Below are 20906 nucleotides of genomic sequence, written 5' to 3'. Positions count from 1 at the left end.
GGCCTCCTGAAGTCGCGAAGTTACGGGCGGCGCCTGGGCTGGCGCAGCTGTCGCTCGCGGGCTTCGGGGGTAGACTCTTGAGGGGCAACGGCAACGGCAACGGCAACGGCAACGGCAACGGCAACGGCAACGGCATCGACCCCACACGTTCGCGTCAATGCGTCTGCCAGATCCCATTGCTGCGTTCGCAATCACTACGCGCCTGCCCCAGGCTCGGGGTGTCGTAGTAGTAGGTGATAATCCGCGCATCCTTGGGCACGGCCGGCCGGGTCGAGGGCTCGCCGCGCCCCGCGGCATCAGGATTGGCCAGGGTCTCCTGGGTCAGCGGGGCGATGCAGCTGCCCACGCTGCCATCGGCGCAACGCTCAACCTTGCGTTTCTGGCTGTTGAGCATCTCCTTGCTCTCGTTGCTGCACGACCAGGCAATCGCCTCGGCAGGCATGTTGCCGTAGCTGTAGCAGGTATGCTGCTGCACCGGCTTGACCGCCTCGCTGGACGAGCGGGTGACCACGTCGCAACCCTCGGCCAGCACCTGCCCGCTGAGCAGGCTGCCCAGCAATGCCACACACAGAATGAACCGCATGACGAACCTCCCGGGCCGGTGGGGCCCTCAGCGCTTGTCCAGGGCTGGCCCGGCCTGTCGGCGCAGGGCCTTGGCGCGCTTCTCCAGAATCAAGTAGGTGATCACCGCCATCAACAACGGGATCAGGTAGTACAACGTCCGATACCCCAGTAATGCGGCCACCAGCGTGCCCTGGCCCAATTGCCCGTGCAGCAGGGCAAGGAACACCGCCTCCAGCACCCCCAGCCCGGCTGGAATATGCGCCACCACCCCCGCCACGCAGCTGATCAGCAACACCCCCAGTACCGACGGATAAAACAGCTCAGGCGGCAGCAGCAAGTGGATCAGCGCCGCCATCAACGCCCAGTTGCTCGCGCCCAGCGCCACCTGGCACAGCGCCAGGCGCAGGCTCGGCAGGGTCACTTCATGCCCGCGCAGGTGCCAGGTGCGTCGCTTGGCGAAGGTACAGGCGAGCAGGTAGCCGGCCGCGACCGCCACCATCAGCACGCCGATCAGGCGCAGGCCGCCGGCTCCGACCGCCCAGCTTGCCGGCAACTTGACCAGGCCCAGGGAGAACACCGTGCCGGCCAGCAGCAGATAGCCCATCCAGTTGGTCAACAGCCCCAGGGTGAGGATGCGGGTGATGGTCGCGGTGTCCAGCCCCAGCCGGCTGTACAGGCGGTAGCGCAGGGCCACGCCGCCGACCCAGGTGGTGAAGTTGAGGTTGAACGCATAGCAGACGAACGCCACCGGCAGCACCTGGCGGGCCGGCAAGCGGTGGCCGGTGTAGGCGCGGGCGAGCAGGTCGTAGCTGGCGAATACCAGGTAGCTGCACAGGGCCAGCAACAGCCCCAGGGCCAGGGTCGAGGGCCGGTAGGCCAGCAGCGACTGGCGCACCTCGTTCCAGTCCAGATTGCGCGCCAGGGTGAACAGCAGCACCGGGATCAATACCAGGAACAGCAGGGTGAGCAGGCGCATGCCCCAGGTCTTCCAGCGTGGCTTGGCCATCAGGTCTTGCCCCCGTTGAAGTCCGCCGGCGCTTCGTTGTCCGCCTGCAGCGACTGCAGGCGCTGCCGGTGCGCGGGGAACCAACCGGCGATATGCGGGAAGTAGCGGGTAATGTGGAAGCCCAGGAAGATCAACGGCGCACGCCACCAGTAGCCACGCACCATGCGTTCCAGGGTCACGCGCTTGCAATGTGCGGTGGTCAGTTCGTTCAGGTGCTGGTACAGGCCATCGTTGAAGGCGCGGTCACGGATCATCAGGTTGGCTTCGAGGTTGAACGACAGGCTCAGCGGGTCGAGGTTGCTCGAGCCCACGGTGGACCATTCGTCGTCCACCAGTGCCACCTTGCCGTGCAAGGGGCGCTGGCAGTATTCATGGATCTGCACATTGTCGCGCAACAGGTAGTTGTAGAGCAGGCGCGACAATGCGCGTACCCAACGCATGTCCGGTTGCCCCTGGAGGATCAGGGTCACCGCCACGCCACGCCGGGCAGCATTGCGTAGCTCGCGCAGCAAGCGGTAGCCGGGGAAGAAATAGGCGTTGGCGACGACGATGCGTTGCCGGGCTTCACGGAAGACTTGCAGGTAGCACGCCTCGATGTCGGTGCGATGGCGACGGTTGTCGCGTTCCACCAGCACGGCGCTGGCCGAACCTGCGGCGTCACCGCCCGGCACTACCGCGCTTGGATCGCCCAGCACGGGGGCAAGCATGCGGCAACTGGAGGCGTGTACCTGGGCCAGCACCGGGCCTGTGACTTCCACGGCGTAGTCCTGCTTGGCCTGCGGGCCGAAGTCGCCGAGATGGTCGGCGCTGTAGTTGATACCGCCAATGAACGCGCGTTGGCCGTCGATCACCAGGATCTTGCGGTGCAGGCGCCGAAACAGGTTGGTGCGCATGCCGGCCAGGCGCGGTTGCGGGTCGAATGCATGGAAGCGCACCCCGGCCTCGGTCATCGAGGAGATGAACTCGTCAGGCAGGTCGGCGGTGCCGTAGCCGTCAACCGCCACCTCCACCCGCACGCCACGCCGCGCCGCGTCGATAAGCGCCAGGCGCAGCGGCTGGCCCACCTTGTCGTCGTAGATGATGAAGGTTTCCAGGAGGATCTCCTGCCGTGCCTGGGCTATCGCCTCGAACACGCGCGGGTAGTACTGCTCGCCATTGATCAGCAGTTCGACGTGGTTGCCGTTGCTCCAGGCCTGCTTCATAGCGTCACCTGCGCTACCAGCGGAGCATGGTCGGAGAGGTGCGACCATGGGTACCTGGACAACACCCGTGCCTCGCACGCCTGGGCATTGCGCAGGTAGATACGGTCCAAACGCAGCAACGGCAGGCGCGCGGGGAAACTGCGCGCCGGCCTGCCGAAGGCTTCGCTCAGCGATACCGACAGCCGCGCATCGGCCTTCAGGCGCCAGTCGTTGAAGTCGCCGGCGACGATGACCGGCTCGTCCGGCGGCAGGCGCTTGAGCAAGGCCAGCAACAGGTCGACCTGACGCTGGCGGTGCTCCTCGCGCAGGCCCAGGTGCACACAGATCGCATGCACCTGCTCATGACCGGGCACTTCGAGCTGGCAGTGCAACAGGCCGCGCTCCTCGTTGCCATGGATCGACACATCGAGGTTGTCGTAGGCGCGGATGGGAAATTTGGACAGCAACGCGTTGCCATGGTCGCCATGGGGATAGACCGCATTGCGCCCGTAGGCGAACTGCGGCCACATGCTGTCGGCGAGGAACTCGTACTGCGGAGTCTGCGGCCAGGTCGGATGGCGCTCGGCATGGCGCCGATGGCTGCCGTGCACCTCCTGCAGAAACACCAGGTCGGCGCCGGTGGCACGCACCGCTTCGCGCAGCTCGGGCAGGATGAAACGGCGGTTGAACAGGGTGAAGCCCTTGTGCACGTTGAGGGTCAGCACGGTCAGACGGTGCACGGCGGTCACCTTGTCGATGATGCGGTCGGGGGCGGGCAGGGTGCCGTTCATAGTGACTCCTGCGGATCGACGCCGGGTTCGGTCACCAGTTCATCGTCCCGGCGCCGACCCTTAGGGTAGAAGTCCTTGCGCCATGGGCCATGGCGCCAACCGGAAATACCAATGCGGATCTCGCTCACGAGGGCTCCCTTTCGTTCGTGCACTCTTGACTAGCGACCGGCATCGCGGCGTCAGGGTTCAGCAGGAATGACGAGTGGCCAGTGGCGCAAAACCCGGAACTTTGCCTGCCCTGGGGCCCTCCACCACAGAGGGAAGCAGCCAATGGAGGCAACGCCGATGAACAGCGAGACAGAACCGGGGGAGGTGCAGGCGCCGCCAGCACCGACCGAGGCAGACGACGAAGAACCCGAGGTGCTCCCGGACGACCCTGACATCGAGGGCCTCCCCGGAGAAACCCGGCAGCCGGCCTGAGGGAGCGCTAGCCATGAAATTCGATCGTTTCGCCCAATGGCTGGCCAACCGCAGCGGACGTCCACTGACCTTCGCCGTGGCATTGCTACTGATCATCGTATGGGGCGTGAGCGGACCGCTGTTCGATTTCAACGATACCTGGCAGCTGGTGATCAACACCTCGACCACCATCATCACCTTCCTCATGGTGTTCCTGATCCAGAACACCCAGAACCGCGACAACGACGAACTGCACATCAAGATCGACGAACTGCTGCGCACCACCCAGCGGGCGCACAAGGCGCTGCTCGACCTCGAGGACATGGGGCCGGCCGACCTGCATGCGCTGCGCAAGCAGTACCAGCAACTGGGCGAGCACGACCAAGCGGCGCCGGGCAACGATGCACCGGCCAAGGACACCCCTGACTGACCCTGGAGGATGGCATGGCCAGACACATCATCCACTACACCGGCCCGATCAATTCCGCGACCTGCGGCAACCTCATCAACACCTGTTCCAAGGCCTTGCAGCAGGGCGCCGAGGTGCTGCAGATCAACATCGCCACCATGGGCGGCGAATGCAGCTACGGTTTCACCCTGTACAACTTCTTGCGCTCACTGCCGGTGCCGGTGCACACCCACAACCTGGGCACGGTCGAATCGATGGGGAACATCCTGTTCCTGGCCGGCAGCCACCGTACCGCCTGCGCCTACAGCAAGTTCCTGTTCCACCCGTTCCACTGGACCCTGCACGGCTCGGTGGACCATGCACGGATGGCCGAGTACGCCATGAGCCTGGACTATGACCTGCGCCTGTATGCGCAGATTGTCGCCGAGCGCACCGAGGGTGCGAGCGAGCGGCTCGATGTAACGCGCTACCTGATGGCCTATCCGCGGATCCTGGGGCCTCAGGAAGCGCTCGACAGCGGGATGATCCACGCCGTGGACGAACTGCCGATCGAGGCCGATGCCGTGCAGTGGAGCGTCCATGCCTGAGGCGTGGCGACGCCCCGGCCACAGGCAGGCCGAGGCGGGGAGCGGGGCGCGTCAGTAGGGTAGCGAGCCGCTCAGACCCTCGATCGCCTCGATCAGCTCGTCGTAGCCAACCGGCTTGTTCAGGTGCCGGTCGAAGCCCGACTGGCGCGAGCGGTACTGGTCGGCGCTGGCCCCGTAGCCAGTCAGGGCGATGGCCGGGGTGTAGCGCAGGTGCTCCAGGCCCCGCAGGGCCTTGATCAGGGCGTGGCCGTCCATGACCGGCATGCCGATATCGGACAGGATGATGTCATAGCGGCCATGGGCGGCCGCCTCGAGTGCGGCCTGCGGGTCGCTGTAGGCTTCGACTTCGGCGCTTTCCATCTCCAGCAGTTGCTGCATCACCTCGAGGATTTCCACCGAGTCGTCCACCAGCAACACCCTGACGCTGTTCAAGCGGCCCTCGATGTTGTCGTCGCTGGTATCCGGCTGGGCCTGCTGCCCGGGGTCGGACAACGGCAGGCATACCGTGAAGGTGGCGCCGCAACCCAGTCCGGCGGACGTCGCGCTGACCGTGCCGCCATGCGCTTCCACCAGCTGGCGCACCAGCGACAGGCCGATACCGAGCCCGTCGCGGTGGTTGCCGGAGGCTTGTGGCGCGGCTTGGGAAAACAGGTCGAAGACGCTTTCCAGGTTTTCATCGGTCAGGCCGATACCCTGGTCGATCACCTCCAGGCGCGCCTGGTTGCCCTGGCGGGCCAGCGCCAGGCGGATCTCGCTGCCGGCAGGGCTGAATTTCAGCGCATTGTTGAGCAGGTTCCAGACGATCTGCTCGAGCCGAGTGCTGTCGGCCTCGACATACACCGGGGCGCCGTCGGCGGGCAGCGCCAGGCGCACCTCGCAGGCGTGCTGCTCGTTGGCCAGCACCGCCTGGATGGCCTGCAGCACCGCGCACAGGTCGAGCACCTGGGTCTTGAGCTTGAGCTTGCCGGTGCGGATACGCGCCACATCGAGCAGGTCATCGATGATCCGCGCCTGGCTGGAAACCGCGTCGCAGATGGTGCCGACCGCCTTGCTGGCGACACCGTTGCTCTTCACCGACGGGGAGCGACGGAGGATTTCGGCATTCAGCTGGATCAGGTTGAGCGGGTGCTTGAGCTCGTGGGACATGACCGCGAAGAACTCGTCCTTCATGTGGCTGGTGTTCTGCGATTCGGCTAGCTGCTTGCTTTGCTCGTCGTGCAGGCGCTTGTGCCCGGTGAGGTCGCGGGCGATCTTGACGTAGCCGCGCAGGCTGCTGCCCTTGAGCCGTGACACTTCACCGCTGCAATAGAAGCGACTGCCGTCCTTGCGCACATGCCAGCGCTCGTCCTGGCCGCGACCGTGCAGGCGGGCGCTACGCAGCTCGCGCTCTGGCACGCCGCTCGCCCGGTCCTGCTCGGTGAAGATCAGCTGGTAATGGTGACCGAGCACTTCGTCCTTGCCATAGCCGAAGATCAGCGCGGCGCCGGTGTTCCAGTCGGTGATCAGGCCTTGCTCGTCGAGCAGGATGATGGCGAAGTCGTGGGTGCTCTCGGCGACCAGGCGCATGCGCTCCTCGCCCTGGCGCAGGCGTTCCTCGGCGGCGCGGCTCTGGCTGATGTCGATGAAGGTCAGCACGGTGCCGTCGACGTTGCGCTCGCTGGCCCGATACGGCAGCAGGCGGGCCAGGTACCAGTGCTGGTTATGGCCGACCACTTCGCGCTCGATGGTGGTCTCGCGCTCGACCACGGCCCGGGCGTCATCGGCCAGGCCCGGATAATCGAGGCGGTGTGTGATGTCGAGCAACGAGCGCCCGGTGTCCACCGGCAGCATGCTGAAGATATCGGTGGCGCGCGGGGTGAACCAGCGGATGCACAGGTTGCGGTCGACAAACACCGTGGCGATGTCGGTGGAGGCGATGAGGTTGCTCAGGTAGTCGTTGACCTTGTCGGTTTCCTCGACCTTGGTCTTGAGTTCGTAGTTGACCGTCAGCAGTTCTTCGTTGATCGACTGCAGCTCTTCCTTGCTGGTTTCCAGCTCTTCGCTGGCCGAGCGCAGCTCCTCGTTGATCGCCTGCATCTCTTCGTTGGAGGCGGTCAGCTCCTGGCTGGAAAACTCCGACTGCTCGATGGTTTCCTGCAACTGCAGGCGCGTGCGATGCAGTTCGCGCTCCAGGTTGCCCAACAGCATCCCTTCGGTCTGTTCGACGGCGGGTGCCCGGGTGATCGCGTTGTCGGCTTCGCCGCTCTGGAAGACCACCAGCAGGCACTCGCTGCCACTGGGTTCGTCCTGGTGCGGCTGGACCAGGATGCGTACCCCTTCGGTATGCTCGTCGAGGTCGAGGGCAACTGTGCGCGACGTTACAGCCTGGCCGCTGCCCTGGGCCTGCAGCAAGGTGCTGCGCAGGGCCGGACGCAGCGGCGTGAGGACCAGGTTGAGCAGGTTGTGGCTGAGCTCGCCGCCGGCATGGCGCAGATAGCGCCCCACGCCCTCGCTCATGTGCAGGATATTGCCCTCGGTATCGACCACCAGGCTCGGCGGCGTGCAGCGGGCGAGGGCGCGGTGATGGATTTCGGCATAGGACAGTTTGCGGGCGGCGCGTGCCCGGGCCGGCGCTGGGGCGAGCGCAGGCTCGGGGGCTTGCAGGCGCGCCGGATGACGAACGGCCGCCACTTCACGGGCGCGGAAGATGCGGTTGCGCTTGTCCACGGCGACGAACAGGTCGGCCGCAAGGTCAGTGGATTCGGAGCTGCCCAGGAACAGATAGCCGCCTGGGCGCAGCGCGAAGTGGAACAGGCGCAGGATGTCGCGCTGCACATCCCGGTCGAGGTAGATCAGCAGGTTGCGGCAAACGATCAGGTCCAGTTGCGAGAACGGCGGATCGGACAGCAGGTTGTGGCGGGCGAACAGGACTTTTTCGCGGATCTCCTTGCGTACCCGGTAATGCTGGTCCTCCTTGAGGAAGAACTGGCGCAGCCGGGCCGGCGACACATCGGTGGCGATGGCGTCCGGATACTGCCCGCCGCGACCGATGCCGATGGCGCGGTCGTCAAGGTCGGTGGCGAAGATCTGCACCTGGGCACTGCGTCGTTCGATCGCCAGCTGTTCGCTCACCAGCATGGCCAGGCTGTAGGCCTCCTCGCCGGTCGAGCAGCCAGCCGACCACACGCGTACCTCGCGGGCCGGCTCTTCGTTGCCTTCGCGGTTCACCAGGCCTGGCATCACATGGCGCTGCAGGGCCTCGAAGGCCTCGCGGTCACGGAAGAAGTTGGTCACGCCGATGAGCATGTCGGCCAGCAGCGCCCGGGACTCTTCCGGGTGGCATTGCAGGTAGTCGCGGTAGCCGGCCAGGTCGGTCTGGCCGGTGACGTGCAGGCGCCGCTCCAGGCGGCGCAGCACGGTAGCGCGCTTGTAATGGCTGAAGTCGTGGCCGGTGTTGTCCTGCAGCGACAACAGGATTTCGTCGAGCAACGGGTCGCACGCCGCCGGGTCGCCCTCGCGCTCGCCCAGCGCGGGCGGCAGGCTGTCGTCGTCGATGCGCGGCAACTTCACCTGGCGGGCGGTGCGCCACAGCTCGACCAGGCGGGCGGGCATCTCGGCCACCGGCAGCACCAGGTCGACCATGCCGGTGGCCAGCGCCGCTCGGGGCATCTCGGGGTATTCGGCATCCTCGGGGGCTTGTACCAGGGTCACGCCGCCCTGTTCCTTGATCCGCGACAGGCCCACGGCGCCGTCGCTGCCGGTGCCCGACAGCACCACGCAGAACGCATGGTCCTTGTGCACATCGGCCAGGTCGCGGAAGAACAGGTCGATGGCAACATGGTCGCCACGGCTGCGCTTGGCCGGGCTGACGCGCAGGTAACCGTCGTTGGTCGACAGGCGATTGGCCGGCGAAATCACATAGACATGGTTGCGCTCGATCGGTACCGGTTCGCTGACCTGGCGTACAGGCATGCCGGTCACCGCCTGGATGATCCGGTCGGCCTGGCTCTGGTGGTCCGGCGACAGGTGCAGCACCACCACGAACGCCATGTCGCAGTCCTGCGGGGTGTGGCGGAAGAAGGTGCGGATTGCTTCCAGGCCACCGGCCGAGGCGCCGATGCCGACCACGGGGAAATCCAGGTGGCTCGGGCTGAGCGCCGGATTGTGCGGCGAGGCGAGGGACGTTTTGCTGGAGGACTTCATGGCATCAGCCTTGTACGGACCTGGAAATGGCCCGCTTGGTCGGGCACTGGGCGCAGATTATAGGCTGCTGTTCATCCCGGCGACGAGCGGTTGGCGCCGAGCAAGGGCCGGTATACGAGGCTAAGCGGTCGGCAAGCAAGGTGCATGGGGGCGTCTCCTTCGTCCACCGTCAGTAGTCAGAGCTGTGACCCTTGGCCAGGCGGATAAGTGCCGTCGGTCAGAACCTCGGTACAACAAATGAGCCGTTGGCCTGCGCCCCTGTTCGTAATTAAGTGCACGGCATCTTCGCGCGGCACGTCCAACCCAGCGTAAAGGAGAAACGTCATGGCTCGTGACCAGGATCAGACCGGACAACGCGGCGGCACCAAGGAAACCAACCCCGGCAACTTCGCCAACGACCGTGAAAGGGCCTCACGGGCGGGCCAGAAGGGTGGCCGCAACTCTGGCGGCAACTTCGCCAATGACCGCGCTCGCGCCTCCGAGGCCGGCCGCAAGGGTGGCCGCAACAGCCACGGGAGCGGCAGCGGTTCGTGATACTGCGGGCCCTCCCTTCCTGATTGTCGGACATTTTTTGAATTTTCATGGAACGACGTGATCTGTCAGAAAGTCATCCATGGAGAAGAGGAGGGCCTGCGTCAATGCCAAGTCCCCAGCTGTTTACCATCGAATACCTGCTGCACGGTCAGCCACGGCGTTTCATCATCCGCCAGGAACACATGGACAATGCCGAGGCCTGGCATTGGGCGAGTTGCGACGCGGGTTTGGGGATCATTCCGAAGTTCGGGCGCGAGCGCATCAAGAAAGTCAGCCGGCCCATGGCCGAACGGCATGGGATAACCGATGTGCGTTGGCGGGTCTGAACCGGCGTGGACCTGGGCAGGCAATAGACTTCAGTGAAAGAGTGGGCCTGGCCCGCTCTTTCACTGCCATGCACACTCAGGCGCCTGATTCCGGGTCGCTGGCCGGAACCGCGGGGCGGTTCTCTTCCTCGGTCAGGTTCGGGTCGGCATCCGGGTCGTCGGCCTGATCGTTGCGGCGGTCTGGCTCTAGTTCCGGCCAGTCGCTCTGCACATCGCCACCGCCCATCCAGTGTTTCGTGCTCATGTCGTCATCCTCTCCTCAGAGTGAAAAAACGGCCCACGCGCGGGCAGGCCGAACACAGGAGTGAACATCGCCACCCTCATGGATTGGGAGGTTGCAAAGCGCTTGAAGGGTCGATTGCATGCCACTGTGCGCCGACCAGCGGTCGCTCAGTTTCCGGAATACTTCACCGCAGCGGCCGTGCGGGTCGGCACATTGAGGGTCTTGAGCAGCGACGACACATGGATGCGCACGGTAAATGGCGAGATGTCCAGTGCCCGGGCGATCTCCTTGTTGGTCTTGCCCTGGGCGATCAGGCGCAGCACGTCCTGCTGGCGGTGGGTGAGCTGTTCCAGCTCGCTGGGGGCATCCAGTTGCGGCAGCAACCCGCTGGGCGCGTAGTCGACCACCACTTCGCCGTCACGAATGGCGAGGATGGCCGCGCCGATGGCTTCGGGGCTGACGCTCTTGCCGATGAAACCATCGACGCCGGCGGCCATGACTTCGCAGATCACCTCCGGGTCGTCGACCATCGACACGACGATCAGCGTGGTGCGCTGCAGTTGGCGGCGCAGTTCGGCGAGGCGGCCGATGCAGGTGAGGCCGGGGAAGCGCAGGTCGAGGATCAGGGTGTCGGGCGTCTCGCCCATGCTGGCCAGCCTGAGCACATCGGCCAGGCTGCCGGCTTCCTCCAGGCACGCCTCGGGCAGGATGCGCCGTACGGTGTTGACCATGGCCTCCCTGAACAGCGGATGGTCATCCGCCACGATGATGCGGCAACTCACGTCGTGGAACTCCCTGTCAGCCGACACATGCTAATTTAGCAGTCACCTGCGGTTTTTTCCCACGCAGCGTGCCGCAAATGCCGACTGGCGCACAAGGACGTTACCCATGAAGTTCGAGAAGAACAACGAGCTGGACCAGGCCAACCTGCGCATCATCGTCGCCTCCTGTGCGATCACCTACGTGGCCTTGCTGGGGTTCCTGCCGGGCCGCTCGCACGCCACCTACCTGCCGGTGCTGCTCTACTACGCGGGGTTCGTGGTGGTGTCGATCGGCATGCGCCAGGCGATCAAGCGTTGGCCCGGGCACTACCCGGCGCGGCGCATCTTCGGCATGCTGGGCGATTACACCGGTACCAGTTTCGGCCTGGTGGTCGGCGGTGAAACCGCGCTGCCGCTGTATGCGGTGATGGTCTGGATCAACCTGGGCAACGGCATGCGCTTCGGCTCGCGCTACCTGGCCATCGCCACCGTGCTGGCCCTGGCCGCGCTGGTTGTGGTGTGGCAACTGACCCCCTATTGGCAGGAACAGCCGTTCCTGCTGCCGATGCTGCTGACCACCAGCACCCTGATTCCGTTCTATGCCCACCTGCTGCTGGAGCGCACGCGCAAGGCAACGGCCCTGGCCGAGGCGGCGACCCGCGAGAAATCCCGCTTCCTGGCCCAGGCCAGCCACGACCTGCGCCAGCCGATCCACTCCATCGGCCTGTTCACCGCCTGCCTGCGCGAAGCGCGGCTGGGCGAGGAAGAGCGGCGCCTGGTGGACAGCATCGACCGCTCCCTGCTCAACGTCTCGCAGTTGTTCCGCTCGATCCTCGACCTGTACACCCTGGACAACGGCCGGGTGCAGCCGAAGTGGGAAACCTTCGCCGTGGACGGTTTCCTGCGCGAGTTGCTGCGCCAGAACAGCGAGGCGGCGCGTTGGGCCGGGGTCGAGATGCGTCTGGTGTCCAGCCGCCACTGGACACGTGCCGACCCGGGGATGCTCGCGACCATGGTGCAGAACGTGCTGTCCAACAGCTTCAAGTACGCCGCCGGGCGCCCGTTGCTGATCGGCGTGCGGCCACGCGGCGAGGGGCTGGCCATCGTCGTCTGCGACCAGGGCCGGGGCATTGCCGAGGAGCACCAGGGTCACGTGTTCGAAGAGTTCTACCGGGTGCGCGAGGCACGTGACAAGGACGTCGAGGGCGTCGGCCTGGGGCTGGCCATCGTCAAGCGGCTTGGGCAACTGATGGGTTTGGCGGTCAGCCTGCGCTCGCGCCAGGGGCATGGCACCACGCTGACCTTGCAAGGCTTGCCCAAGGTGCCGGCACAGGTGGCACGGGCCGTTGCCGACCAGGCCGTGCAGGCCGGCATGCTCACCGGTTTGCGGGTGTGCCTGGTGGAGGATGACCACAACGTCCTGCAGGCCACCAGTGCCCTGCTGCAACGCTGGGGGTGCGAGGTGCAGGCCGAGAGCTCGCCCTTTGGCCTGGCCAGTGACTGCGATGTGATCGTTGCCGACTACGACCTGGGCCCACAGGCCACCGGCATCGACTGCATCGACCAGTTGCGCGCGCAACGCGGCGCCGAAGTGCCGGCGCTGATCATGACCGGCCATGATATCGACAGGCTGCAGGGCGCCTTGCAGGCACGGGGTATCGCGGTACTGGCCAAGCCGGTGCGACCGGCGGAGCTGCGCGCGGCGCTGCGGGGTTTGCGTGAGACCGTGGCGGCGCCGGTCGTCTAGGCCGGCGCCGTCGACCATCACTGGAATACCGGCGCCTGGCCTTCTTTCCAACAGGTGGGGGATGGGGTGTAGATACCCATGCCGGCCACGGCCACCAGGCCGCCGCTGGGCACCTGGCAGTCGTACTGGCCCTTGCTGGTGCTGGCGGTGAAGTAGGTGGTGTTGGAGTCGCTGCGCAGGTTGCTGACTTTGCTCACGGGCACGCCCAGGGTGACCTCGGTGCGTTGCTTGAGGGTGTCGGCGCTGGGGCTGGCGGTCTGGCAGCCGGCCACGGCGGCAAGGCCGGCGAGCAGGACGAGGGACTTGAAAGGGAAGGACTTGAGGATCATCGCGTTGCTTCCTTGGCATTGTTCTCGGTACCGCGCCCGCGCCGCCAGGAAGGGGGCTGGCGGTGGGACGCTTGGCCGACTATAGCGCTGAGGCGGCGTTGCGCGATGTAGGGCGGATGTGCGAGGTGGCACTTTGCCTTGATCGGGTTGCGGGATGCCTGCCCTGACTGCATGCAGGCATCTCGCCGCCCATTCGCAGTCAGCGCTTGAGCACCAAGGTCAGAATGTCATAACTGGCCACCAGCTCACCCAGCTGGTTGGTCACCTCCACATCCCAGGCCACCACGCCTTGTGCCTGTTCCAGCGGGCTGGTCTTGCCCTGGTCGATCTTGCGCTTGCAGGTCAGGCGCGCCTGGATGGTGTCGCCGATGCCCACCGGGGTGATGAAGCGCAGCGTGTCCAGCCCGTAGTTGGCCAGCACCGGACCTTCGCCGGGGCTGACGAACAACCCGGCGGCCGCCGACAGCACGAAGTAGCCATGGGCGATGCGCTTGCCGAACTGCGACTGTCTGGCGGCGATCTCGTCGAAGTGCATGTAGAAGTGATCGCCCGACAGGCAGCCGAAGTTGACCAGGTCGGCCTCGGTCACCGTGCGGCGGTGGGTCAGCAGCGACTCGCCGATGCGCAGGTCGTCGAAATGGCGGCGGAACGGGTGTACTTCGGTTTCGATCACCTCGGCGCCGCGCACGTACTCGCCGGTCACTGCCATCAGCATGCTCGGCGAACCTTGCACCGCGGCGCGCTGCAGGTAGTGCTTGACCGCGCGCAGGCCGCCCAGCTCCTCGCCGCCGCCGGCACGACCGGGGCCGCCGTGCTTGAGCTGCGGCAATGGCGAACCATGCCCGGTGGACTCCTTGGCCGCCTCGCTGTCGAGTACCAGCAACCGCCCGTGCCAGGCCGCCGCCACCGGGATGGCCTTGGCCGCCACGGCGCGGTCGGCGGTGACCAGGCTCGCCACCAGGCTGCCCTTGCCGCGGGCGGCCAGGGCCAAGGCCTCGTCGAGGTCGTCGTAGGCCATCAGCGTGCTGACCGGGCCGAACGCCTCGATATCATGGGCACCGCCCTCGGCATGCGGGTCGCGGGCCAGCAGCAGGGTCGGGGCAAAGAACGCGCCCTCGGCCACGCCATCGCCGACCGGGGTGAAACCGTCACTGGCGCCCAGCAGCTGCTCGCAGGTGGCCAGCAACTGGCGCACGCGCTCGCTGACATCACGCTGCTGGTCATGGGAGGCCAGCGCGCCCATGCGCACGCCTTCCACCGAAGGATCGCCCACCATCACCTTGCGCAAGCGATCGCGCAGGCGGGTGGCCACCGCGTCGATGTGCCTGGCCGGGACGATGGCGCGGCGGATCGCGGTGCATTTCTGCCCGGCCTTGGTGGTCATTTCCCGCGCCACTTCCTTGATGTACAGCTCGAACTCCTCGCTGTCAGGGCTCACGTCCGGACCAAGGATGGCGCAATTCAGCGAGTCGGCCTCGGCGTTGAACGGCACCGAGTTACGGATCAGGTTCGGGGTGACGCGCAGCTTGGCTGCGGTGTCGGCGGAGCCGGTAAAGGTCACCACGTCCTGCCCCTGTAGGCGCTCGAGCAGGTCACCGGTGCTGCCGATCACCAGTTGCAGGCTGCCGGTCGGCAACAGGCCCGATTCGTTCATCAGGCGTACCACGGCCTCGGTCAGGTAGCTGGTGGACGTGGCAGGCTTGACGATGCACGGCATGCCGGCCAGGAAGGTCGGGGCGAATTTCTCCAGCATCCCCCAGATCGGAAAGTTGAAGGCGTTGATATGCACGGCCACGCCCGCACGCGGCACCAGGATATGGCTGCCGGCGAAATGGCCTTGCTTGCCCAGGGGGATCGCCGGGCCTTCATGCACCAGGTTGCCCGACGGCAGTTCGCGGCGGCCCATGCTCGAATAGGCGAACAGCGTGGCGTTGCCGCCTTCGATGTCGATCCAGCTGTCGGCGCGGGTGGCGCCGCTGTGATGGGACAGGGCGTAGAGCTGCTCCTTGCGCTCGGCCAGGTACAGCGCCAGGGCCTTGAGCCGGGCGGCGCGCTGCTGGAAATCCATGGCCAGTAGCTGCTTCAGGCCCTGGGCGCGGGCAAAGTCCACGGCCTCGGCGAAATCCGGGCGCTCTTCGTGGCTGTAGGCCAGGACGTGGCCATCAAGGGCGCTGCGCAGGGCCTGGGCGCCGTGCTGGCCGATCCAGCGGCCGGCGATGAAGCTTTGCAGGGTAGGGGCGGCGGACATGCTGTTCTCCTTTGAAGGGCGCGGTTACCAGAGCGCCAGGGTGTAGCCGATGATCAGGCGGTTTTCGTCCACGGCATTGGTCAGGCCATTGCCGGAACGGAAGGTGACGTTGCGCCAACGCAGGCTGACGTCCTTGAACGGGCCGCTCTGGATCACGTAGGTGATGTCGGTGTCGCGTTCGCGCTCGCGGCCATTGCTGACCGTGGTGGTTTCGGCGTGGCGGCCGTCGGTGTAGCGGGTCATGAAGCTCAGCCCGGGGATGCCCATGGCCACGAAGTCGTAGTCGTAGCGCAGCTGCCAGGAGTCGAGCCCGGCGCGGGTGAAGGTGTTGTAGGTGACCAGGTTGACGGTGTACGGATCGCCGCCGTTGAGGAACGGGAAGGCGCTGTCGCCGGACATCTGCTGCCAGGTGGCGGTGAACTTGTGGGCCTTCACGCCCAGGGTGAACATGGCGTTGAAGTTGCGGTTATCGATGTTGCCCGCGCGCTCGGCGCCGTCGCCGCGGCTGTCGAAGTAGCGCAGGTCGCTGCGCAGGCTGACACCCTCGGCCAAGGGCTGGGTATGCACAAAACCGACGTACTGCTGGCGGTAGATGTCCTCGAGCTTGGCGTAGTAGTAGCTGACGCTGGCCTGCGGGGTGATGGCGTAGCTGCCGCCGCCGAAGTCGAAGTGGTCGCTGCTGGCGGCGCCGTAGCCGATATCATCGCGCCCGGACGAGTCGCGCAGGTTGGCCTTGGTCAGGCGCCCGCCGTTGAAGGTCAGGCCATCCAGCTCCTGGCTGGTCAGCAGGCCGCCCTGGAAGGTCGAGGCCAGCAGGCGGGTGTCGTTGTACACAACCACCGGCAGGATCGGCTGCAGAGTGCCCAGGCGCAGGGTGCTCTTGGAGACCCGCAGCTTGGCGGTCAGGCCCAGCTCGCTGTAGTCGTCCACTGGTTCCAGGCTGTTTGGCCCGTAGGGCAGCAGGCCGGTGTTGCGTCGGTCGCGGCTGGAGTCGAGCTTGATGCCCAGTTGACCCATGGCGTCCACCCCGACACCAACCGGCCCCTCGGTGAAACCCGACTCGAAGCGGGCGGTGAAGCCCTGGCCCCATTCCTCGGCCTTGCTCTGCGGGGCGTTGCTCTGGCGGAAGTCGCGGTTGATGTAGTGGTTGCGCAGTTCGAGGCGGGCGTGACTGTCAGCGATAAAGTCCGCCATGGCCGGCAAGGGCAGGGCGAGGGTGGCCAGCCAGGCGGCTGACTTGAGGTGCGTGCGGTTCATTGTTGTTGTACCCGACGTTGTTATTGTTCTTGAGGTCAGTGCTTGCTGGCACCGGCGGCGCCGATACCGGTCATCGAGCGGATGAACTGGGCCAGGTAGCGCCCACGTTCTTCGCGCGCTCGCTGCGAGCCGTCGGTGACCGAGAAGGCCCAGGCCGCGAGGAAGGCCAGCGACATGGAGAACAGCGCTGGGTTGCTGTAGGGGAACAGCGCCCGTTCGTTGTGCAGCACGTTGACCCACACCGCCGGGCCCAGCACCACCAGCACGATCGCCGAGACCAGCCCGGCCAGGCTGCCGCCCACCGCGCCACGGGTGGTCAGGCCCTTCCAGACCATCGAGAGCAGCAGCACCGGGAAGTTGACCGAGGCGGCCACCGCCAGTACCAGGCCGGAGAGGAAGGCGATGTTCTGCGACTCGAACAGCAGCCCCAGCAGCACCGCGAACAGGCCGATCCCCAAGGTGGCCAGGCGCGATACGCGCATTTCTTCCTGCTCGCTGGCCTGGCCCTTGCGCACCACGCAGGCGTACAGGTCGTGGGATACCGCCGAGGCGCCGGACAGCGCAAGGCCGGCGACCACGGCGAGGATGGTGGCGAAGGCCACCGCCGAGATGAAGCCGAGGAACAGGTTGCCGCCCACCGCCTGGGCCAGGTGCACCGCGACCATGTTGCCGCCGCCGATGATCGCCCCGGTGGCGTCGCGATAGGACGGCTCGGTACCGACCATGACGATGGCGCCGAAGCCGATGACGATCAGCAGCAGATAGAAGTAGCCGATGAAGCCGGTGGCGTAGAACACGCTCTTGCGCGCTTCCTTGGCGTCGCTGACGGTGAAGAAGCGCATGAGGATATGCGGCAGGCCGGCAGTGCCGAACATCATCCCCAGGCCCAGGGAAATGGCATCCACCGGGTTGGACAGCAGCGCGCCCGGCGCCATGATTGCCTGGCCCTTGGCGTGCACGGCCACGGCGCTGGCGAACATTGCCTCGGTGCTGAAGCCGAAATGCCTGAGCACCATGAACGCCATGAAGGTGGTGCCAGAGAGCAGCATCACCGCCTTGATGATCTGCACCCAGGTGGTGGCGAGCATGCCGCCGAAGGTGACGTACAGCACCATCAGCGCACCCACCAGCATCACCGCGTACAGGTAGTTGATGCCGAACAGCAGCTCGATCAGCTTGCCGGCGCCGACCATCTGCGCCACCAGGTACATCAGCGCCACGGCCAGGGTGCCGAAGGCCGAGGTCAGGCGCACCGGAGCCTGGGCCAGGCGGTAGGAGACCACGTCGGCGAAGGTGTACTTGCCCAGGTTGCGCAGGCGCTCGGCGATCAGGAACAGGATGATCGGCCAGCCGGCCAGCACACCCAGGGCATACAGCAGGCCGTCGTAGCCGTTCATGAACATCATCGCCGAGATGCCCAGGAAGGACGCGGCGCTGATCATGTCGCCAGCGATCGCCAGGCCGTTCTGCATGCCGGTGAGGCCGCCGCCGGCGGTGTAGAAGTCGCTGGCCGAGCGGGTGCGCAAGGCGGCCCAGCGGGTCACCAGCAAGGTGAAGCAGACGAACACCAGAAACATCGAGATGGCGGTCCAGTTCATCGCGCGCACTCCTGCTTGACCACTTCGTTGAGCGGGTCGATGACGCGGTTGGCACGGTGCATGTAGATGCCGGTGAGGGCGAAGGACAGCAGCACCATCAGCACGCCCACCAGCATGCCGACGCTGGTCACGCCGCCGCTGAGGGACTGGCCGAGCACGCCCGGGGCGAAGGCCACCAGCAGGACGAAGCCGTAATAGGCGACAAACATGGTCAGGGTCAGGCTGCCGTTGAGGCGGCGCTTGCGCTTGATCAGTTGCACGAAGGCGGGGTGGTTGCTGATGGTTTCGATGTGTTCGGGTGTCATGGGAGCGTTCTCTCTGGCTGTTGTAATTGTTTTTCAGGTCACGCGGGTTGCCGAGGGCTTCATCGCTGGCTTGCCAGCGATGAAGGTAATGCGGTCTCAAAGCTGATCGAAGTCGAGCACCACCTTGTCGCTCAGCGGGTAGGTCTGGCACGACAGCACATACCCGGCGGCCACTTCGTAGTCTTCCAGGGCATGGTTGCTGTCCATCTCCACCTCGCCCTCGATCACCTTGCACTTGCAGGTCGAGCACACCCCGGCCTTGCACGAGTACGGCAGCTCGGCGCCGATGGCATTGCCGGCGTCGAGCACGCTGCGGGTGTTGCGCGGCAGGTCGAAGGCCAGGGCGCGGCCATCGCTGATCACGGTCACCTGGCTGACCGCCGAATCCAGCTCACGGGCCGCTTCACGGGCCTCGCGGCGGGCTTCGCTGCCGGCGGCGGCGAACAGTTCATAGTGGATGCGCGCCTTGTCCATGCCGTTGGCCTGCAGGCTGTCGCGCACGGTTTCGGTCATGGCCTGGGGGCCGCAGATGAAGGCGGCATCGAGTGAGGTCACGTCGAGCCAGCGGGAGAACAGCTGGCCGCACTTGTCGGCGTCGATGCGGCCGTTGTACAGGTCGACGTCCTGTTGCTCGCGGCTGAACACGAAGATCAGGTTGAGGCGGTCGAGGTACTGGTTCTTCAGGTCCTCGAGGCGGTCGCGGAACAGCGCGCTGTTGCTGGCACGGTTGCCGTACAGCAAGGTGAAGCGGCTGTCTGGTTCAGTGGCCAGCGTGGTGGCGACCAGCGACAGGAGCGGCGTGATGCCGCTGCCGGCGGCCACGCCCAGATAGTTGCCCCGGCGCGTCGGCTCCAGCGGCACGAAGAAGTTGCCCGACGGTGGCATCACCTCCAGTTGCTGGCCGGCCTTGAGCACTTCGTTGGCGAAGGCCGAGAAGCGCCCACCGGGCACGCGCTTGACCGCCACGCGCAGCTCGCCATCCTGCACTGCGCTGCAGATCGAATAGGAACGGCGCACTTCCTCGTCATCGAGCTGGGTGCGCATGACCAGGTACTGGCCCTGGGTGAAACGGAACTCATCGCGCAGGTGCGCGGGCACGTCGAAGGCGATGGACACCGCGTCGCGGGTTTCCTGTCGCACTTGCTTGATGGTCAGGCTGTGAAACTGGCTCATGGCATTCTCCACGGCTCAAAGGCATTTGAAATAGTCGAACGGTTCCAGGCAGGCGCGGCAGCGGTACAGGGCCTTGCAGGCGGTGGAGCCGAACTGGCTGAGCAGTTCGGTATCGGCGCTGCCGCACTGCGGGCAACACACGCTGGGTGCCGCACCGCGCAGGTTGGCGTGGCCCTCGGGTGGGGCGATGCCGTAGGCGCGCAGCCGCTCACGGCCTTGCGCACTGATCCAGTCGGTGCTCCATGCCGGGGTGAGACGACGCTCCAGCGCAGGCTCAGCGAAGCCGGCCTGTTCCAGGGCCTGGCGAATGTCACTCTCGATCACCTCGGTGGCCGGGCAGCCGGAGTAGGTCGGGGTGACCACCAGGTGCAGGTGGCCGGCGCGCCAGTCGAGGTCGCGCACGACACCCAGGTCGACCACGCTGACTACCGGTACTTCCGGGTCCATCACCTCGGCCAGCACCGCCCAGGCCCGGCTCAGGTCGCCATCGCGCAAGGCCCTGGCGCCGCGGTCGCCGGCGATCAGCTCACCAGGTCGCATCGGGGTAGGCTCGCGGCAGGAACTGCATTTCAGCCAGCAGCAGGCCGAGGTGTTCGCTGTGCAGGCCCTTGCGCCCGTCCAGGTAGAAGTGGCTGGCGGCCTTGGGCAGGGGCAGGTCGACCGAGGCGAAGATGGCCGTGACGGTGTTCAGCCAGTGCTGGGCGATCCGCGCCGGGTCGGCGCCGATACCGGCATTGGCCAACTGGACTTCGCCGTCATTGGCCACGCTCAATTCGACCGTGAAGCGCCACAGTGTCGGGATGGCTTCGAGCATGCGCCGACGGCTTTCTTCAGTGCCGCCGCCCAGGCGCTGCACCCACTCGCCGGAGCGGCGCAGGTGGTAGGTGACTTCTTTCAGGGCCTTGGCGGCGATGCCGGCGATGCGTTCATCGCTGGAGGCCGTGAGCCCTTCGAGCGTGGCGTGGTGCCAGGCGTCGTAGAGGAACTGCTTGAGCATGGTGACGGCGTAGTCGCCGTTGGGTTGCTCGACCAGCAGCAGGTTGCGGTAGGCGCGCTCGTCGCGGCGGAACGCCAGGGCATCGGCGTCGCGGCCGTCGTCCAACAGTTCGGCGGCATAGTCCAGCCAGTTGCGCGCCTGGCCCACCAGGTCGAGGCCGACGTTCATCAGCGCCAGTTCTTCTTCCAGCGCCGGCGCCTTGCCGCACCACTCGCACAGGCGCTGGCCCTGGACCAGGGCGCTGTCGCCGAGCAGCAGCAGGTATTGGATGAGTGCTTGCTTGTGCATG

General features: G+C 66.1%; 19 protein-coding genes and 2 pseudogenes. 5 read left to right on the top strand and 16 right to left on the bottom strand.

Annotated features, from left to right (window positions below):
* Positions 1-154: 154 nt before the first annotated feature.
* The 5 genes and pseudogenes from ACODS9_RS22940 to ACODS9_RS22920 form a co-directional block, all read right to left on the bottom strand.
* Entirely contained in the window at positions 155-583 is a 429-nt protein-coding gene (locus ACODS9_RS22940) for a hypothetical protein (protein WP_046855656.1), read from the bottom strand.
* A gap of 27 nt (positions 584-610) precedes the next feature.
* Entirely contained in the window at positions 611-1570 is a 960-nt protein-coding gene (locus ACODS9_RS22935; RefSeq protein ID WP_489094820.1) for a lysylphosphatidylglycerol synthase domain-containing protein, read from the bottom strand.
* Positions 1570-2772, bottom strand: a complete 1203-nt coding sequence (gene clsB / locus ACODS9_RS22930; RefSeq protein WP_489094819.1) for a cardiolipin synthase ClsB — start codon at positions 2770-2772, stop codon at positions 1570-1572. The genes ACODS9_RS22935 and clsB overlap by 1 nt, the downstream gene beginning before the upstream one ends.
* Positions 2769-3542, bottom strand: coding sequence for an endonuclease/exonuclease/phosphatase family protein (locus ACODS9_RS22925; RefSeq protein ID WP_489094818.1), 774 nt, complete (start codon positions 3540-3542; stop codon positions 2769-2771). Before ACODS9_RS22925 ends, clsB begins: the two co-directional genes overlap by 4 nt.
* A gap of 35 nt (positions 3543-3577) precedes the next feature.
* Positions 3578-3670: pseudogene (locus ACODS9_RS22920) on the bottom strand (DUF72 domain-containing protein); the annotation flags it as partial.
* Positions 3671-3975: 305 nt separating this feature from the next.
* Here ACODS9_RS22920 and ACODS9_RS22915 point away from each other — a divergent pair.
* The gene (locus ACODS9_RS22915; protein ID WP_401108857.1) at positions 3976-4371 is read left to right on the top strand and encodes a low affinity iron permease family protein; all 396 of its coding nucleotides are present in this window, start codon (positions 3976-3978) and stop codon (positions 4369-4371) included.
* A gap of 14 nt (positions 4372-4385) precedes the next feature.
* Entirely contained in the window at positions 4386-4937 is a 552-nt protein-coding gene (locus ACODS9_RS22910) for an ATP-dependent Clp protease proteolytic subunit (RefSeq protein ID WP_367858492.1), read from the top strand.
* Between the two features lie 51 nt (positions 4938-4988).
* Here the strand turns inward: ACODS9_RS22910 and ACODS9_RS22905 are convergent, their stop codons facing one another.
* Positions 4989-9119 carry a CheR family methyltransferase gene (locus tag ACODS9_RS22905; RefSeq protein ID WP_489094817.1) on the bottom strand — a complete coding sequence of 1377 codons (4131 nt, stop codon included), beginning with the start codon at positions 9117-9119 and terminating at the stop codon, positions 4989-4991.
* Between the two features lie 324 nt (positions 9120-9443).
* On the opposite strand from ACODS9_RS22905, the gene ACODS9_RS22900 reads away from it, so the two are divergent.
* Both ACODS9_RS22900 and ACODS9_RS22895 read left to right on the top strand, forming a co-directional pair.
* Positions 9444-9653: a con-10 family general stress protein gene (locus ACODS9_RS22900; RefSeq protein WP_489094816.1), complete on the top strand. Its 210-nt coding sequence runs from the start codon at positions 9444-9446 to the stop codon at positions 9651-9653.
* 104 nt (positions 9654-9757) lie between these two features.
* The gene (locus tag ACODS9_RS22895; protein WP_046855649.1) at positions 9758-9979 is read left to right on the top strand and encodes a DUF6555 family protein; all 222 of its coding nucleotides are present in this window, start codon (positions 9758-9760) and stop codon (positions 9977-9979) included.
* A gap of 76 nt (positions 9980-10055) precedes the next feature.
* Here ACODS9_RS22895 and ACODS9_RS22890 read toward each other — a convergent pair whose 3' ends face one another.
* Both ACODS9_RS22890 and ACODS9_RS22885 read right to left on the bottom strand, forming a co-directional pair.
* Positions 10056-10223: a hypothetical protein gene (locus ACODS9_RS22890; protein ID WP_160291368.1), complete on the bottom strand. Its 168-nt coding sequence runs from the start codon at positions 10221-10223 to the stop codon at positions 10056-10058.
* 146 nt (positions 10224-10369) lie between these two features.
* On the bottom strand, positions 10370-10984 hold the full coding sequence (locus ACODS9_RS22885; protein ID WP_401108852.1) for a LuxR C-terminal-related transcriptional regulator: 615 nt from the start codon (positions 10982-10984) through the stop codon (positions 10370-10372).
* Between the two features lie 106 nt (positions 10985-11090).
* Here ACODS9_RS22885 and ACODS9_RS22880 point away from each other — a divergent pair, with 106 nt between their 5' ends.
* Positions 11091-12710 carry an ATP-binding response regulator gene (locus ACODS9_RS22880; protein ID WP_489094815.1) on the top strand — a complete coding sequence of 540 codons (1620 nt, stop codon included), beginning with the start codon at positions 11091-11093 and terminating at the stop codon, positions 12708-12710.
* 17 nt (positions 12711-12727) lie between these two features.
* Here ACODS9_RS22880 and ACODS9_RS22875 read toward each other — a convergent pair whose 3' ends face one another.
* The 8 genes and pseudogenes from ACODS9_RS22875 to paaC form a co-directional block, all read right to left on the bottom strand.
* Positions 12728-13039, bottom strand: coding sequence for a hypothetical protein (locus ACODS9_RS22875; RefSeq protein WP_046855646.1), 312 nt, complete (start codon positions 13037-13039; stop codon positions 12728-12730).
* Positions 13040-13238: 199 nt separating this feature from the next.
* Complete coding sequence (gene paaZ / locus ACODS9_RS22870) at positions 13239-15287, bottom strand: phenylacetic acid degradation bifunctional protein PaaZ (protein WP_489094814.1); 2049 nt, start codon at positions 15285-15287, stop codon at positions 13239-13241.
* A 24-nt stretch (positions 15288-15311) separates the two neighbouring features.
* Positions 15312-16544 (bottom strand): OprD family porin, encoded by a 1233-nt coding sequence (locus ACODS9_RS22865; protein ID WP_401108844.1) that lies wholly within the window; start codon positions 16542-16544, stop codon positions 15312-15314.
* Between the two features lie 35 nt (positions 16545-16579).
* Positions 16580-18148: pseudogene (locus tag ACODS9_RS22860) on the bottom strand (cation acetate symporter); the annotation flags it as partial.
* The gene (locus ACODS9_RS22855; protein ID WP_023631978.1) at positions 18139-18447 is read right to left on the bottom strand and encodes a DUF485 domain-containing protein; all 309 of its coding nucleotides are present in this window, start codon (positions 18445-18447) and stop codon (positions 18139-18141) included. The pseudogene ACODS9_RS22860 and the gene ACODS9_RS22855, both read right to left, overlap by 10 nt.
* Positions 18448-18543: 96 nt before the next feature.
* Entirely contained in the window at positions 18544-19620 is a 1077-nt protein-coding gene (gene paaE / locus ACODS9_RS22850) for a 1,2-phenylacetyl-CoA epoxidase subunit PaaE (RefSeq protein ID WP_401108841.1), read from the bottom strand.
* A 15-nt stretch (positions 19621-19635) separates the two neighbouring features.
* Positions 19636-20160, bottom strand: coding sequence for a 1,2-phenylacetyl-CoA epoxidase subunit PaaD (gene paaD / locus ACODS9_RS22845; protein WP_489094813.1), 525 nt, complete (start codon positions 20158-20160; stop codon positions 19636-19638).
* Positions 20147-20905 (bottom strand): 1,2-phenylacetyl-CoA epoxidase subunit PaaC, encoded by a 759-nt coding sequence (gene paaC / locus ACODS9_RS22840; RefSeq protein WP_217869671.1) that lies wholly within the window; start codon positions 20903-20905, stop codon positions 20147-20149. Before paaC ends, paaD begins: the two co-directional genes overlap by 14 nt.
* Between the last annotated feature and the right edge of the window lies 1 nt (position 20906).

This window comes from Pseudomonas sp. FG36, assembly GCF_057809275.1.
This window is presented reverse-complemented; position numbering and strand designations above follow the sequence as displayed.